Below are 14,765 nucleotides of genomic sequence, written 5' to 3'. Positions count from 1 at the left end.
ACTACCTCAAGCATACAGGATCAGCCGATGCGGTAGACAGACCGTCCCCGGCAGGATTCAAACGATCGTATGATTCTTGTTGACAGCTTCCCTGAGCCACCCTACCCTCTGACGAGTTGCACAACCCTGCGTTGCAACGATTGCCGTTGCCCCTATGAAACATCCGATAAAGGAAGAATCCATGACTACCGTTGCTGACATCATCAATAACATGGAAGGCAAGTTCAATCCGGCTGCCGCTGCTGGCCTGGATCTCGTTTTCCAATTCAACATCGAGGATGATTCCAATTTCTACGCCGTGATCAAGGACGGCACCTGTGATGTCCAGCAGGGCGATGCGGAAGACCCGAACGTCACCCTGATCATGGACTCGGAAACGCTGAATGGTGTTATCACCGGCGAGACCGACGGCATGCAGGCCTTCATGGGCGGCAAGCTGCGCGCCGAAGGCGACATGATGCTGGCGCTGAAGCTGGGCGAGCTGTTCCCGGTCTGATCGAGCAGCAAGACAAAAAACCGGAGCCAGGCTCCGGTTTTTTATTGCCCGGCATCGCTGGTCGGGCGCTGCGCGTCAGTCGCCCGAAAGGGTCGTGCCAATCGCAATTTGCCGCCATAGACACAACCGATCCCCTGCCAACACGGTTTCTGATAAGTAACACTGCGTCTTGGCAGCCTCTTGCCCCTGCAGTAGATTGACCAACGATCATGCCTATCTCAACAAGGACAAGACAGATGCAGAAAACCCAACTGTTCGACCTGGACGGAAAAATTGCCCTGGTAACCGGCGCCAGCCGCGGCATCGGCGAAGCCATTGCCAAACTGCTGGCCCAGCAAGGTGCCCATGTCATCGTCTCCAGCCGCAAGATCGATGGCTGCCAGGAAGTGGCCGACGCCATCGTTGCCGCGGGTGGCAAAGCCACCGCCATGGCCTGTCATATCGGTGAGATGGAGCAGATCAAGGCGACCGTCGAGGCCATTCGCAGCCAGTTCGGCAAGCTGGATATCCTGGTCAACAATGCTGCCACCAACCCCTTCTTCGGCAATGTGCTGGATACCGATCTGGACGCCTTCCAGAAAACCGTGGACGTGAACATCCGCGGCTACTTCTTCATGTCGGTTGAAGCTGGCAAGCTGATGCGCGAAAACGGCGGCGGCGCCATTCTTAACGTCGCCTCGGTCAACGGCCTGGTACCGGGCATGATGCAGGGCATCTACTCGATCACCAAGGCGGCGGTCATCAACATGACCAAGGTGTTCGCCAAGGAATGTGCGCAGTTCGGCATCCGTTGCAACGCCCTGCTGCCGGGCCTGACCGATACCAAGTTCGCGTCGGCGCTGGTGAAGAATGACAGCATTTTGAAGCCCGCCCTGCAGCGCATTCCACTGGCGCGCCCGGCGGACCCGAGCGAGATGGCTGGCACCGTGCTCTACCTGGTGAGCGATGCGTCCAGCTACACCACCGGCACGGCGATCAACGTCGACGGTGGCATGCTCTCCTGAAGCCTGGCCGGCCTCGCGGGCCGGCTTCTTCAATCGAAGCCCTTCAGCGCCGTCAGGGCCTGAGGGTTCATCGCCACCGGCGACAGACCGGTGGTGCCGATTTCAATGGCATAACGAGCACCATCGGCCGCCGGCATGAAGCGAATGGCAAAGGCATCGGCATACAGCCAGCCCAGGTCGACGCCATCCAGCCAGGACCAGGCGTCGCGCCAGCGCGGCGTATCATGCAATGGCCGAGTCGGAGTGACTTCTGTTTGCTGCTCCAGCGCCAGATAGCGCCCGCTCAGGCGATCGAGGCGGTAGCCATCTTCCAGCCCCAGCGCGTGCAGCAGTCCCTGCCAGCGCAACACCTGAACCTCCAGCTCCCATAGGTCACCCTGCAATTGCAGTTGCTGAACGCCGTCTGCCGTTCGCAGGGTTGCATCAAACCGCTGGGGCGCACTTTCATTCAGCTCCAGTGTGGCAATCTGGGCACCGTCGGTAATCGGGCGAAACTGATACAGTTCCCAAGCGATAACCGCGACCGCCGCGCAGCAGCCCAGCAATGCCAACAGCAGCATGCCTTTGAGCCAGCCGAGCAGCCAATCCAGGCGCCAACCAAAACGTAGTATCAGCGATAACAACAGCAGCGCGAGGCATCCCACCAGCACTGCCAGACCAGCGTATTGCATGCGAACTCCTTGTCACATTCAGGCCGGAACGGGGGGTTGTGGCTGGCCGGCCAGCCGTGCCAGATAACAATCGATCAACCAACGGGAAATGGTGCCCTGGGGCGGTATGGCGGGCAGTTGATGGATATTCCACCAATGGGCCTCTTCGATCTCGCCGGGCTGCGGAACGATCTCACCATCGACATAGGAAGCATGGAAACCCAACATCAGCGAGTTGGGAAAGGGCCAGTTCTGGCTGCCGAGATACTCGATATGATCGACGGTAACACCGACCTCCTCCATCACCTCGCGGCGCAGCGCTTCCTCCGCCGACTCGCCAGGCTCGATGAATCCAGCCAGGGTGCTGAAGAACCCGGCGCGGAAATTGGCCGAGCGCGCCAGCAGCACTTCTTCGCCGCGGGTGATCAACACAATGATGCACGGCGCGAGCTTGGGGTACTGGCGATTGCCACAACCGCTGCATTCCATCGCCCGTTCGTCCGGGCGCACCTGGGTTGGCTGACCGCAGCGCCCACAAAAACGGTGGGTGTCGTGCCAGATATCCAATTGCTGAGCTACGCCGAGCAGGCGGAACGTCGAGTCATCGACTTGCCCCAGCAGACTGCGCAAACCATGCCATGACAGCCCAGGCAGATCGATCTGCTCCTTGACGCGCACCAACTGGCATGGCCGGTCATCCACCAGCCCCAGGGTCATCTGGTATTCGGCATCGCCCAGGTAACGCGCCATATCCGGATCATGCAACAGGTTGCCCTGGTACATGGCGAAGGATTGTTCATGACGGATCAGCACCCAGCCGTCGGCATGCGTTTCGGTGGTCAGGGAGGCAGTAAACCGGGTGAATCTCTGCACGGGAATCAGGCTCCGACGCCGTAGCCGAGTTCGGCAAGGCTGTCTTCGGCGACGGCCAGGACATCGCCTGTACCGACCGAGGAACGCTCCGCCGACTCAAGATAGAATTCGATGCTGGTCAGGGCATCGGCCAGCACCTCCAACTGCTGCGGGTCCGGTGTAGCCTGCTGCTCCAGCATGGACTCGCGAATGAAGCGTGAGGCATTGCCAATGATATCCGACGCCCGGGTCATACCCAGGAAGATCAACCCGCCCCGCACGGTTTCCAGGGTCGCCGGTACGTTCAGCAAGTGCATGCGGTCGTTGCCCGACTCGATGTAGGCCGTGATGGCCCGCCTGGCCAGCGCCAGTCCCGCCTGGGATTCCTCAACTAGCACGATATGCGCTTCCTTGAGTTCGACCGGGCCGGGATTGCGGCTTTCGTCGAACCCGCCCAGAGCTTCTCCCTCGTTTTCCAGGCGGTTCACCGTCAACTCGGCATGCAGTACCGCGTCGGCAACCTGCTCCAGCACCCCGCTGTTGCCGGACTGCCAGCCGCTCAACTGCTGTGCCGCATGCCGGATCTTGCCGGAAATCTCCGCCAGGTCCAGCATATCCAGCGTCTTCCACAACCGCTGCAGGGCAGTGTCCAGGGTCTCGAGGGATTGCTCGGCATCGCCGGCGTTGCGCGCCAACAGGTCCAGCAAATCCTTGACCGCGGCAATTTCCTCATGCAACGCCTCGGCAACCGAGCGCATCACATCGGCACCAGGACCCTGCAGACGGTCGAAGGCACGTTGCAGAGTCGCTTCGCTGTAACCGGGGTCCGGCAGATTGACGGCGCGGCGGACTTCCTCGCACAACACGCAGCCGGCATCGCCCAGGGCGACCAGATACAGCATCGCCCTCAGCAGCGATGCACTGTCCGAAGCGGAATGACCAGAAGCCAGGCGCTTGAGTTCGCGATCCAGCCGCGAGTACAGACGTTTGCGCTCCGCAGTCAATTGCAGGGGTACGGCATCCATCGCCTCAAGCGAGGCGGATGCAACCCAGCACAGGGTCGCTGTACGATCATCCAGGCGGGTTTCCATGCGTTGCAGGGCACGCTGCATCAACGAGATGCCCACCGCCGGCCGCTCATCCCGGAGCATACCCAGCAGCCCCAATTGGTACATCTGCCGCAGCCGGGCAAAGGTGCGGGTATCCAGCGGCTCCTTCGATCCATCACGCAGGGCCACTGGCAACCGTTGTACATCCAATGGGTAGAAATGACTTTCCGCCAGGGGCGGCGCGTCCGCCCGGTGGGCGCGCAGGTCGTTGATGGTCGGCAGCAGCAGTTCGGGCTGCTCGACACCCTGTTGGCGGCACAGATGCAAATAGCGCTGGAGCAGGAACAGGCCATTGCACAAGGCGGATAGCGGGGCGTTTCTGCCCTCGCCCTCATGCTCCGGAATATCCGTCGCCAGGGCGATCATTTCTTCCGCCAGCAATGCTGCGCCATCCAGCTCAATCAGGTTCAGCGTACCGCGCAGCTGCTGCAGCCCCTCAATGGCCTGTTGCAGCAGGCTGCCGTTTTGTCTTTCCTCAAGGAACTGCTGCAGCAGATCCTCGACGCCAGCCATGCTGGCGAACAGCTCATCCTTGACAAGATCGAGTGATGTGGCACCGGTTAACATCGCTTCAGTCTCCTTCGTCCCTGCAGTCAGACTGGCACGCTCAATCGGCGAACTCGGCTGGTTTTCTGCTCATATGTGCCGTCATGGCCAGCTTGAGATCTTCCGATTGCAGCATGGCCGCGTTCCAGGTGGCGATATAGTTCAACCCGTCTGCAACGCTGTGATCACGGCTGTAGCGAATCATTTCCTTGGTCCCGCGAATGGCCAGCGGAGACTTGGCGGCAATCTGGCCGGCAATACCCATCACGCCTTCGATCAGCGTGGCATGGTCAGCATAGACGCGGTTTACCAGCCCCATCTCCCGGGCCTCGTCTCCGAAGACCGCGCGACCGGTGTAGGCCAGTTCGCGCATCATGCCATCACCAATAATATGGGGCAATCGCTGCAACGTACCGACATCCGCCGCCATGCCCATGTCGATTTCCTTGATCGAGAAATGCGCGCTCGCAGTAGCATAACGCATGTCGCAGGCGCTGATCAGATCTATCGCACCACCGATACAATAGCCATGTACAGCGGCGATGACCGGCTTGCGGCATTCTTCAACGGCGTTGAAAGCAGCTTGCAGGCGCAGCACATTGCGGCGGATACGCTCGGCGTTGCGGCCAATATCCTGGGTCATTTCGCCGGCCGCCTGGGCCAGCATGGCCAGATCGATTCCGGCGGAAAAATGGTCACGGCGCCGGAGATAACCGCGACACGGACGCTCTCGGTGCGGTCGACCCAATCGAATATGTCGACCATCTCGGTCCAGAATGCTTCATCCATGGCATTGGCCTTGGCCGGACGGTTGATCAACACATGGGCGATGGCCCCGTGTTGCTCGACTTTCAGCGATTGGTATTCGTGCATCTCTACAGCTCCCTGATATTGTTCTGATGACCGGCAAACTATACCAAGCCCACCCCCAGCGGTATAACCATTCCTGTTACTGATGCGTGGGCGGCGGCGCCGTCTATTCGGTGACCAGTTCGGCTGTTTGCGGCCAGGCGACAAAGCCGGCCGCCTTTTCAATGGCCGCCAGGCGTTCCTCATGGGCCGCCAGCTCCGCCTCGCTGGCCCGGATGACCGGTAGCGCTGGACGCGCTGGGTCCAACCGGCGAATCGTACCGACCTCCCCGCCACCATTTTCCCCGGCGGCATGGCTGGCCAGCGACAAAGCCGTCTGGCCGCCGGTCATGATCAGGTAGACATCAGCCAGAATCTCGGCGTCCAGCAGCGCGCCGTGCAGGTCACGCTGAGAGTTGTCGACACCATAGCGCTTGCACAGGGCGTCCAGGCTATTACGCTGGCCTGGGTGCTTGTCCCGGGCAATACGCAGGGTATCAACCACTGAACAATGATCCGCTACCTGACCATGGCCCCCTCTAAGCAGCTGTAGCTCGGCATCAATGAAGCCGACGTCGAACGCCGCGTTGTGGATGACCAGACGTGCGCCCTTGATGAAGGCCATGAAGTCATCGACGACATCAGCGAACAGCGGCTTGTCTGCCAAAAACGCATCACTGATGCCGTGGACCGCGAACGCGCCCTCTTCCACTTCCCGCTGGGGGTTGATGTAGACGTGGAAGTGGCGGCCGGTCAGGCGGCGGTCGAGCAGCTCGACACAACCGATTTCGATGATCCGGTGCCCTTCACGGACTTCAATACCTGTGGTTTCGGTATCCAGAACGATTTCACGCATCCTGCACCGCCCCTCTGCCCAATACCTGATCCACACCGCGATTGGCCAGTGCGTCGGCCAGATCATTTTCCGGATGTCCGCTATGCCCCTTGACCCAGCGCCATTCAACCTGGTGCTGATTGACCAGTGCGTCCAGTTCCTGCCAGAGATCGGCGTTCTTTACCGGTTGGCGGCTGGCTGTCTTCCAGCCGCGCTTCTTCCAGTTGGGCATCCATTCGCGGATGCCTTTCATGACGTATTCCGAATCGGTGGTAAGCAACACGCTGGCTGGCTTTTTCAGCGCCTCCAGCCCACGAATGGCAGCAGTCAGCTCCATCCGATTGTTGGTGGTATTGAGTTCACCGCCGAACAGGGTTTTCTGGTGTTCGCCCAGACGCAGAAGTACGCCCCAGCCCCCCGGCCCCGGATTTCCCTTGCAGGCGCCGTCGGTAAAAATCTCGATTGTGTGGCTCATTACTCGTTCCGTTTATGTGTCCGCCGGTTGCCCGCAACCAGCGGCGGGAGATGCAGTGTGGGGAAGACAATTCCCCGTTGCCGGCGCGGCGTGAGGCCCAGCGCCTGGCGTCGTGCCAGCAGAAAGTAGAAGCCGCCGCCGGGTAACTGGTGCCGTTGGCCCAGGGCATCGATGCGCCGGAGCCGCTCCAGCCAGGCTTGCGATTTGAGGGGCGGAAGATAACACCCATCAACGCGTTTCTCCACTGCAAAACCCAGCAACTCCAGCCAGTCGGTCAGGCGCGCAGGACTGATGAATCCTGCTTCGCTGAACCAGTCGCGCCCGGCAAAGTGATTGAAACCCCAACTGCTCCAGGGGTTGAAGCCGAATACCAGCAGATGGCCACCCGCCCTCACCGCCTGGCCGGCTTCGCGCAGCAAGCTGCGCGGTGACAGGCAGAAATCCAGCCCGTGATGCAGTACCACGGCATCCAGCGAGTGCGGAGCAAAGGGCCACTGAGTCTCTTCCACCGGCAACGCCGACGGCCCGCCCAGCAGGTCCAGCTGCCAGTGATTGCGCAGCACAGTGCGCTCATCATCCAGCAGTTCGGCAGCCAGCCCGTACTGCACCAGGTGATGACCGAAGCAGGCCGGCAACGCCTTGCGCATCACTGCCCGCTCGGACTCCAGCAACCAGCACCCGGGCGGGCTGTTCAGCCAGTCCCGGGCCACGCCGAGCAGGCGGAGCAGGTCTTCCTGGCTGATGGAGCGTGACGACTCTGGTATCACCATGGGATCTCCGGGTTGGCCTGGGTCATATTACCTCCTATAAGATACAGATCACCATTCAAGGAAGGTACGAAGCCCATGCCACAGTTCATTGCCTTGCCAGCATTCCAGGACAACTACATCTGGTTGTTGCTGGACGAAACCACACTGCAGGTTGCGGCGGTCGATCCGGGCGACGCCCAGCCGGTCATCACCTGGCTGAGCCGCCATCCGGAATATCAGTTGTGCACCATACTGCTCACCCACCACCACCCTGACCATACCGGCGGGGTACTGACCCTCAAGGCCGCGACCGGCTGCAAGGTCTGGGGGCCGACCAACGACACCATCAAGGGTATCGACCGGCCGCTCGAAGATGGCTTCCAGATATGCCTGTTCGAACAGGAGATCCAGGTGCTGGCGGTGCCCGGCCATACCCTGGACCATATTGCCTACTTCTGCGATCACCCAAGTGACCCCTGGCTGCTCAGCGGCGACACCCTGTTCGCTGGCGGCTGCGGCAGACTGTTCGAGGGGTCTGCCGAGCAGATGTATGCCTCGCTGCAGAAGCTGGCCGCGCTGCCGGATAACACCACCATATATTGCACCCATGAATATACCCAGTCCAACCTGCAATTCGCCCGTGCGGTCGAGCCGGACAATCTGGATATAAAGGTGCGCCTCGAAGTGGTCGAGGACCTGCGCCGGGACGGTCGCATTACCCTGCCCACTACCCTGGCCCTGGAAAAGCGTACCAATCCCTTTCTGCGCTGCGAAGATTCCCATGTGCGCGGCGCAGCGGCCAGTCACAGCGGCAGCATGCCGGCCAGTGCAGTGCAAACCTTTGCTGCCATTCGCGCCTGGAAAGACACATTCTGAAACAGTATCATCCGGCGTAGCCGCACGTGGTGTCATGGGCATCCGTGCGGCAATTTTCGCCGGTGCGACATATGGTCCGGATCTGCTTCCTTGACCCCTCGGGGGTGGCTCCCTAGAATCGGGCAAATTTTAACGGACCAGCTCATGTTATTTTCGCCCAACGCTCTCAGAAATGGATTCCTGACGCTGTGGCTAGTCGTACTTGTCGGCTGTCAGACCACCACCGGCCCAACGGGCCAGTCCACCGCTATCAAAACCTTGCCCGCGCCCTCTGCGGCAGGCTCTGCAGACAGCGCCCAAACCACCAAGCCGCGCTGGCGGGTACCGCAACAGGTCGATGAACCACGCACCCTGTGGACACGCATCCGCGATGGCTTCCTGCTCGACCCCACGGTAGAGGACAATCCCCGCGTCGATCAGCAGCGTCTGTTTTTCGCCTCCCAGCCGCGCTATTTCGAAATCACTTCCAAGCGCGCCCAGCGTTACCTGCACTATGTAGTAGAAGAGCTGGACAAGCGCGACATGCCTCTGGAGCTGGCGCTGCTGCCCTTCGTGGAAAGCGGCTACAACCCCATGGCCTACTCCACGTCCCATGCCGCTGGCATCTGGCAGTTCATTCCATCCACCGGCCGGGTGTTCGCCCTGCGCCAAGATGACTGGTATGACGGTCGGCGTGACATCACCGCCTCCACCACCGCAGCACTGGACTACCTGAGCAAACTCAGTGATATGTTCGAAGGTGACTGGCTGCTCGCCGTGGCGGCCTACAACTGTGGTGAAGGCTGTGTCGGCCGGGCGGTCAAGCGCAACCAGGCGCTGGGACTGCCGGCGGACTACTGGAACCTGCAGCTGCCCCGCGAAACCATGAACTATGTACCCAAGCTGCTGGCTCTGGCGCAGATCATCAACAGCCCTGAAGAATACGGCACCGTCCTGCCCTCGCTGGATGACACGCCCTATTTTGCCCAGATCACCATCAAGCGGCCGTTGGATCTGGTCAAGGCGGCCGAGCTGGCGAGCATTTCCACCGACGAGATGAAGTATCTCAATCCAGCATTCAAGCATCGGGTAGCAACGCCCAACGGCCCCTACCAATTGTTGATTCCGGTGAATCAGGCCGAACAGTTCAGCTCGGCGCTGGCCCAGTTGCCAGAGAGCGAACGGGTATCCTTCACCCGTTATACCGTACGCCGCGGCGATACCCTGTCGCAGATTGCCCGCCGGCACAACCTGAGCGTAGGCATGCTGCGCCAGGCCAATGAAATGCAGGGCAGCCTGATCAATATCGGTCAGACCCTGATCGTGCCTCACGGCCCGTCGACCCAGCTAGCCAGTGCTAATGTGCCGGAAAAACGTACCTATACCGTCAAGTCCGGCGATTCCCTGTACAGCATCGCCCGCCGCTTCAACGTGGAAATCAAGCAGTTACGCGCCTGGAACGGTGTCGACACGCATCTGCGGCCGGGCCAGCAACTGACCCTGCGTATGCCCTAGGGCCAGCGCTTTCGCTTATAGCCGGGGGATGTTAGCTTTACAGCTTCCCCGGTTACGCGAATGCCATGATCTTGCCGCTGAAACTGCTTTATGCCCTGCTACTGATTACCCTGCTCTGCCCCGCGGCAAGCGCGGCCGTCTATAAACAGCATGGTTATGCAGTCTTCGGTCAGCCCAAGTACACCAGGGACTTCACCCACCTCGACTATGTCAACCCCGACGCGCCCAAGGGTGGCACGCTGCGGGTAATGGGCAGCGGCACTTTCGACACCCTCAACCCCTACACCCTCAAGGGCACCAGCCCGATCAGTACCGGCAATTTCTATCAATACGGCATCAGCGAGCTGAACGAGCCGCTGATGGTTGGCAATGGCATTTATGACCCGTCGGGCGACGAACCCTATTCCGCCTATGGCCTGATCGCTGAAACCCTGGAGTTCTCCGACGACCGCAGCTGGGTGGTATTCAATCTGCGGCCCCAGGCACGCTTCCATGACGGCCGGCCGATCACCGCCCACGATGTCGCCTTCAGCTACCGGCTGCTGAGCGAACAGGGGCACCCCAACTATCGCGCCATGTTGCAGGAGGTCGAGCGCATCGACCTGCTCGGCACCCACCGTATTCGCTTCATCTTCAAGAGCAGCAACAACCCACTGCTGATCCTGCGCCTGGGAGAGCTGCCGGTGCTGCCCGAACACTATTGGCGTGACCGCGACTTTACCGCGACCACCTTCGAACCGGCGTTGAACAGCGGCCCCTACCGCATCACGCAGGTCATGCCAGGACGTCGAGTGGTATTCCAGCGGGTGAAGGATTATTGGGGCAAGGACCTTCCGGTCAACCGCGGCAAGTACAACGTCGACCGCCTGGAAGTGGAGTTCTATCGCGACAACAACGTTGCCTTCGAAGCCTTCAAGGCCGGAGAGTTCGACATCTATCTTGATCACAAGGCCAGCAACTGGGCCAACGCCTACGACTTTCCAGCGGTGACCTCCGGTGCGGTAATCAAGCGGGCCATCAAACACGAGATTCCGGCTTCGACCCAGGCGTTGTTCTTCAATACCCGGCGCAGCCCCTTCGATCAGCGCCTGGTGCGCCAGGCGCTCGGCATGCTGTTCGACTTCGAATGGTCCAACCGGGTGCTGTTCTACGATGCCTACCAGCGCTCACTGAGCTACTACCCCAACAGCCCTTTCAGCGCCACTGATTTGCCGGCCGGCCAGGAATTTCTCTATCTGTCCGAATACCGTGACCAGCTACCCAGCGAGCTGTTTCTGCAGCCCTACAGCCTGCCAACCACCGATGGCCGGGGTATCCCGCGTGACACGCTGCGCCAGGCGGTGGAGCTGTTCGCCGAAGCCGGTTGGACCCTGCGTAATGGACGACTGCAGAACGCCGCAGGCCGGCCACTGACCTTCGAGGTATTGCTGGTCAACCCGAGCCTGGAGCGCATCCTGCTGCCTTGGAGCACCAACCTGGCCCGGCTGGGTATCGACTTGCGCATCCGCACGGTTGACCGAGCCCAGTACAAGGCCCGGCTGGATCAGTTCGACTTCGACATGATCCTCACCACGCTGCCGCAGACGCTGTCTCCAGGATATGAGCAGCATGTCTATTTCCATTCCTCCCAGCGCGACGTCAAGGGCAGCCGCAACTATGCCGGTATCGCCAACCCGATCATCGACGAGCTACTGGGCACACTTCTGGCCGCCAATACCCGCACCAAGCAGATCGCCGCCGCCAAGGCCATCGACCGGGTGTTGCTATGGGAGCACTATACAATTCCAAACTGGTATATAAACTACCACCGCATTGCCCATCGAAGTACGCTGCGGTCATTGACGACTCCACCCTATTCATTGTCCATCCGCAGTTGGTGGATAGATAACAAGACCGACTGAACAGGAAGGCCATCTCGATGTTCGACACCTTGAAGACCTGTCTGGGATGCCTGCTGCTGGCAGCATCGACCATTGCCATCGCCGCGCCCGGCGGCCATGCATTGACCCTGTACGGCGAGCCGCCGAAGTACCCGGAAGACTTTTCCCACTTCGACTACGTCAATCCCCAGGCCCCCAAAGGCGGCACCTTGCGATTGTCCGGGTTCGGCAGTTTCGACTCCTTCAACGGCTTCATCAGCCGCGGCACGGCCGCCAGTGAGCTCGGCCTGATCTATGACACCCTTACGGTACAGTCGCTGGATGAACCCTTCTCCGAATACGGCCTGCTGGCCGAGCGCATCGAGCGGGCAGCCGACAATACCTGGGTACGTTTCCACCTGCGCCCCGAAGCCCGCTTTCATGATGGCGAGCCGGTCACTGCGGCCGATGTGGTATTCACCTTCAACACCCTGATAGAACAGGGTGCACCCTTCTACCAGGCCTATTACGCCGACGTAAAGGAAGTGGTGGCCGACACCGAGCGCAGCGTGACCTTCCATTTCCACCATGGTAATAACCGTGAGTTGCCGATGGTGCTGGGTCAATTGCCAGTGCTACCAGCACATTATTGGGCCGACCGGGACTTCACCCGTAACGGTCTGGAGCGGCCGCTGGGCAGCGGCCCCTACCGCATCGGGCAGGTACGTCCCGGCCGCTCGGTGACCTTCGAGCGGATCACCGATTATTGGGCGGCCGAGTTGCCGGTGCGCAAGGGCTTCTACAACTTCGACCGCGTGGTGGTGGACTATTATCGCGATACCGGCGTCGCCCTGGAGGCGTTCAAGGCCGCTCAACTGGATTTCAACCTGGAGTTCAGCGCCAAGAACTGGGCCACTGGCTACGACAGCCCGGCGCTGAGCCAAGGTCGCATCATCAAGGAAGAGATCGCCAACCAGAACACCCAAGGCATGCAGGGCTTCATCTTCAATCTGCGCAAGCCCTACTTCCAGGATGTTCGCGTACGCCAGGCAATCGCCCTGCTATTCGACTTCGAATGGGCCAATGAGCGTCTGTTCCATGGGGCCTACACGCGCAGTGCCAGCTACTTCGGCAACTCCGAACTGGCGGCCGATGGCTTGCCTGGAGAAGATGAACTCGCGCTGCTGGAACCATTGCGCGAACAGCTGTCCAAGACCGTGTTCGATAGCGCCTATCTACCTCCGCAGACCGATGGCAGCGGCAGTATCCGCGATCAGCGCCGCCAGGCCTACGACCTGCTGCAGGAGGCCGGCTGGCGAATCGAGAACGATCAGTTGATCAATGCCGATGGCGTCCCGCTGAGCTTCGAGTTCCTGCTGATCCAGGCCGATTTCGAGCGGGTGTTGCTGCCCTTCAAACGCAACCTGGCCTCCCTGGGGATCGATATGCAGCTGCGCCGCATCGATGTTTCGCAGTATGTAAATCGGCTGCGTTCAAGGGATTTCGACATGGTAGTCACCAGCTTTCCACAATCCAATTCACCGGGTAACGAGCAGCGTGAATACTGGCACTCCTCCAGCGCCGACAACCCCGGTAGCCGCAATCTCATCGGCCTGCGCGACCCGGCTATCGACCAGTTGGTGGATGGCTTGATCATCGCGGATTCGCGAGCCGAGCTGATCACCCACACCCGCGCCCTGGATCGGGTGCTGCGCGCCGGCCATTACCTGGTGCCCAATTACCACACGCCGGTCTACCGCGTGGCCTACTGGGACAAGTTCGCCCATCCCAGCCAGCCGCCCAAATACGATGTAGGCATGTACACCTGGTGGGTCAAGCCCGGCGCGCCGGACCCGGTATCGGTGCTGCCGACCGCAGAGCAGGAGCCCTGAGCATGCTCGCCTACATCATTCGGCGTCTGTTGCTGATCATCCCGACCCTGTTCGGCATTCTGCTGATCAACTTTCTCATCATCCAGGCCGCCCCCGGCGGCCCGGTGGAGCAGATGATCGCCAATCTGGAGGGCTTCGAAGGGGCTACCAGCCGGATTGGCGGCAGCGCCCAGGGCGAGGTGTCCAGCGGTGGCAATTATCGCGGCGCCCAAGGTCTGGACCCGGAGATCATCGCCGAGATCGAGCGCATGTACGGCTTCGACAAGCCGGCCCATGAACGCTTCTGGCTGATGATCAAGGGTTATCTGACCTTCGATTTCGGCGACAGCTTCTTTCGCGATGCCAGCGTCATCGACCTGATCATCGAGAAGATGCCGGTATCCATTTCCCTCGGGCTATGGACTACCCTGCTCACCTATCTGATATCCATCCCCCTGGGCATCCGCAAGGCCATCCGCCACGGCTCGGCCTTCGATGTCTGGACCAGCTCGCTGATCATCGTTGGCTACGCCATCCCCGGTTTCCTGCTGGCCATCCTGCTGATCGTGGTATTTGCCGGCGGCAGCTATTTCGACTGGTTTCCACTGCGCGGGCTGACCTCCAACAATTGGGAGGAGCTGGATACCTGGGGCAAGATCACCGACTACCTGTGGCACCTGGTTCTGCCGATCACGGCCATGGTCATCGGCAGCTTCGCCACCCTGACCATGCTGACCAAGAACTGCTTTCTGGATGAAATCGGCAAGCAGTACGTGACTACCGCCCGGGCCAAGGGGTTATCGGAAAATCGTGTGCTCTATGGCCATGTGTTTCGCAACGCCATGTTGCTGATCATCGCCGGCTTTCCCTCGGCATTGATCAGTGTGTTCTTCACCGGCGCTCTGCTGATCGAGGTGATCTTCTCCCTGGATGGCCTGGGACTGCTCGGCTTCGAGGCAGCAATCAACCGCGATTACCCCTTGATGTTCGGCACTCTGTACATCTTTACCCTGCTGGGGCTGGTGGTAAAGCTGATCGGCGACATCGCCTATACCCTGGTTGATCCACGGATCGACTTCGAAAGCCGGGAGGGTTGAGTC

Annotated in this window: 13 protein-coding genes and 1 pseudogene; 7 read left to right on the top strand and 7 right to left on the bottom strand. The window is 60.5% G+C overall.

From position 1 onward, the window contains the following. Window positions 1-181: 181 nt before the first annotated feature. Window positions 182-496: an SCP2 sterol-binding domain-containing protein gene (locus tag QAO71_RS07400; protein ID WP_074779849.1), complete on the top strand. Its 315-nt coding sequence runs from the start codon at window positions 182-184 to the stop codon at window positions 494-496. Between the two features lie 236 nt (window positions 497-732). Further along, window positions 733-1,500, top strand: coding sequence for an SDR family oxidoreductase (locus QAO71_RS07395; protein ID WP_036992307.1), 768 nt, complete (start codon window positions 733-735; stop codon window positions 1,498-1,500). Between the two features lie 29 nt (window positions 1,501-1,529). Here QAO71_RS07395 and QAO71_RS07390 read toward each other — a convergent pair whose 3' ends face one another. The 7 genes and pseudogenes from QAO71_RS07390 to QAO71_RS07360 all read right to left on the bottom strand — a co-directional run bounded on the left by QAO71_RS07390 (window position 1,530) and on the right by QAO71_RS07360 (window position 7,586). Continuing rightward, complete coding sequence (locus QAO71_RS07390; RefSeq protein WP_036992308.1) at window positions 1,530-2,171, bottom strand: hypothetical protein; 642 nt, start codon at window positions 2,169-2,171, stop codon at window positions 1,530-1,532. Window positions 2,172-2,189: 18 nt separating this feature from the next. After that, window positions 2,190-3,023 carry an NAD(+) diphosphatase gene (nudC, locus tag QAO71_RS07385; RefSeq protein WP_074779853.1) on the bottom strand — a complete coding sequence of 278 codons (834 nt, stop codon included), beginning with the start codon at window positions 3,021-3,023 and terminating at the stop codon, window positions 2,190-2,192. Window positions 3,024-3,028: 5 nt separating this feature from the next. Continuing rightward, window positions 3,029-4,678, bottom strand: a complete 1,650-nt coding sequence (locus QAO71_RS07380) for a ferrous iron transporter B (protein WP_280165584.1) — start codon at window positions 4,676-4,678, stop codon at window positions 3,029-3,031. Window positions 4,679-4,718: 40 nt separating this feature from the next. Next, a pseudogene (locus tag QAO71_RS07375) lies at window positions 4,719-5,530 on the bottom strand (crotonase/enoyl-CoA hydratase family protein). A 103-nt stretch (window positions 5,531-5,633) separates the two neighbouring features. Next, the gene (dnaQ, locus tag QAO71_RS07370; RefSeq protein WP_036992314.1) at window positions 5,634-6,362 is read right to left on the bottom strand and encodes a DNA polymerase III subunit epsilon; all 729 of its coding nucleotides are present in this window, start codon (window positions 6,360-6,362) and stop codon (window positions 5,634-5,636) included. Next, window positions 6,355-6,816: a ribonuclease HI gene (gene rnhA, locus QAO71_RS07365; RefSeq protein WP_036992316.1), complete on the bottom strand. Its 462-nt coding sequence runs from the start codon at window positions 6,814-6,816 to the stop codon at window positions 6,355-6,357. The genes dnaQ and rnhA overlap by 8 nt, the downstream gene beginning before the upstream one ends. Next, window positions 6,816-7,586, bottom strand: a complete 771-nt coding sequence (locus tag QAO71_RS07360; protein ID WP_136869880.1) for a methyltransferase domain-containing protein — start codon at window positions 7,584-7,586, stop codon at window positions 6,816-6,818. Before QAO71_RS07360 ends, rnhA begins: the two co-directional genes overlap by 1 nt. A 75-nt stretch (window positions 7,587-7,661) precedes the next feature. Between QAO71_RS07360 and gloB the strand changes: the two genes are divergently transcribed. From gloB to QAO71_RS07335, 5 genes are all read left to right on the top strand, one after another. Further along, window positions 7,662-8,441, top strand: coding sequence for a hydroxyacylglutathione hydrolase (gloB, locus tag QAO71_RS07355; protein ID WP_074779862.1), 780 nt, complete (start codon window positions 7,662-7,664; stop codon window positions 8,439-8,441). A 144-nt stretch (window positions 8,442-8,585) separates the two neighbouring features. Then, window positions 8,586-9,935, top strand: coding sequence for a LysM peptidoglycan-binding domain-containing protein (locus tag QAO71_RS07350; protein WP_136869878.1), 1,350 nt, complete (start codon window positions 8,586-8,588; stop codon window positions 9,933-9,935). Between the two features lie 65 nt (window positions 9,936-10,000). Beyond that, window positions 10,001-11,836, top strand: a complete 1,836-nt coding sequence (locus tag QAO71_RS07345) for an extracellular solute-binding protein (RefSeq protein WP_280165583.1) — start codon at window positions 10,001-10,003, stop codon at window positions 11,834-11,836. 17 nt (window positions 11,837-11,853) lie between these two features. Continuing rightward, window positions 11,854-13,686 (top strand): extracellular solute-binding protein, encoded by a 1,833-nt coding sequence (locus QAO71_RS07340; protein WP_280165582.1) that lies wholly within the window; start codon window positions 11,854-11,856, stop codon window positions 13,684-13,686. 2 nt (window positions 13,687-13,688) lie between these two features. Then, entirely contained in the window at window positions 13,689-14,762 is a 1,074-nt protein-coding gene (locus QAO71_RS07335) for a microcin C ABC transporter permease YejB (RefSeq protein ID WP_036992322.1), read from the top strand. Window positions 14,763-14,765: the final 3 nt, after the last annotated feature.

Origin of the sequence: Halopseudomonas sp. SMJS2 (genome assembly GCF_029866945.1) — a bacterium.
Lineage (GTDB): Bacteria > Pseudomonadota > Gammaproteobacteria > Pseudomonadales > Pseudomonadaceae > Halopseudomonas > Halopseudomonas bauzanensis.
The sequence above is the reverse complement of the archived record's forward strand: the minus strand, read 5'-3'. Positions and strand labels throughout refer to the sequence as shown.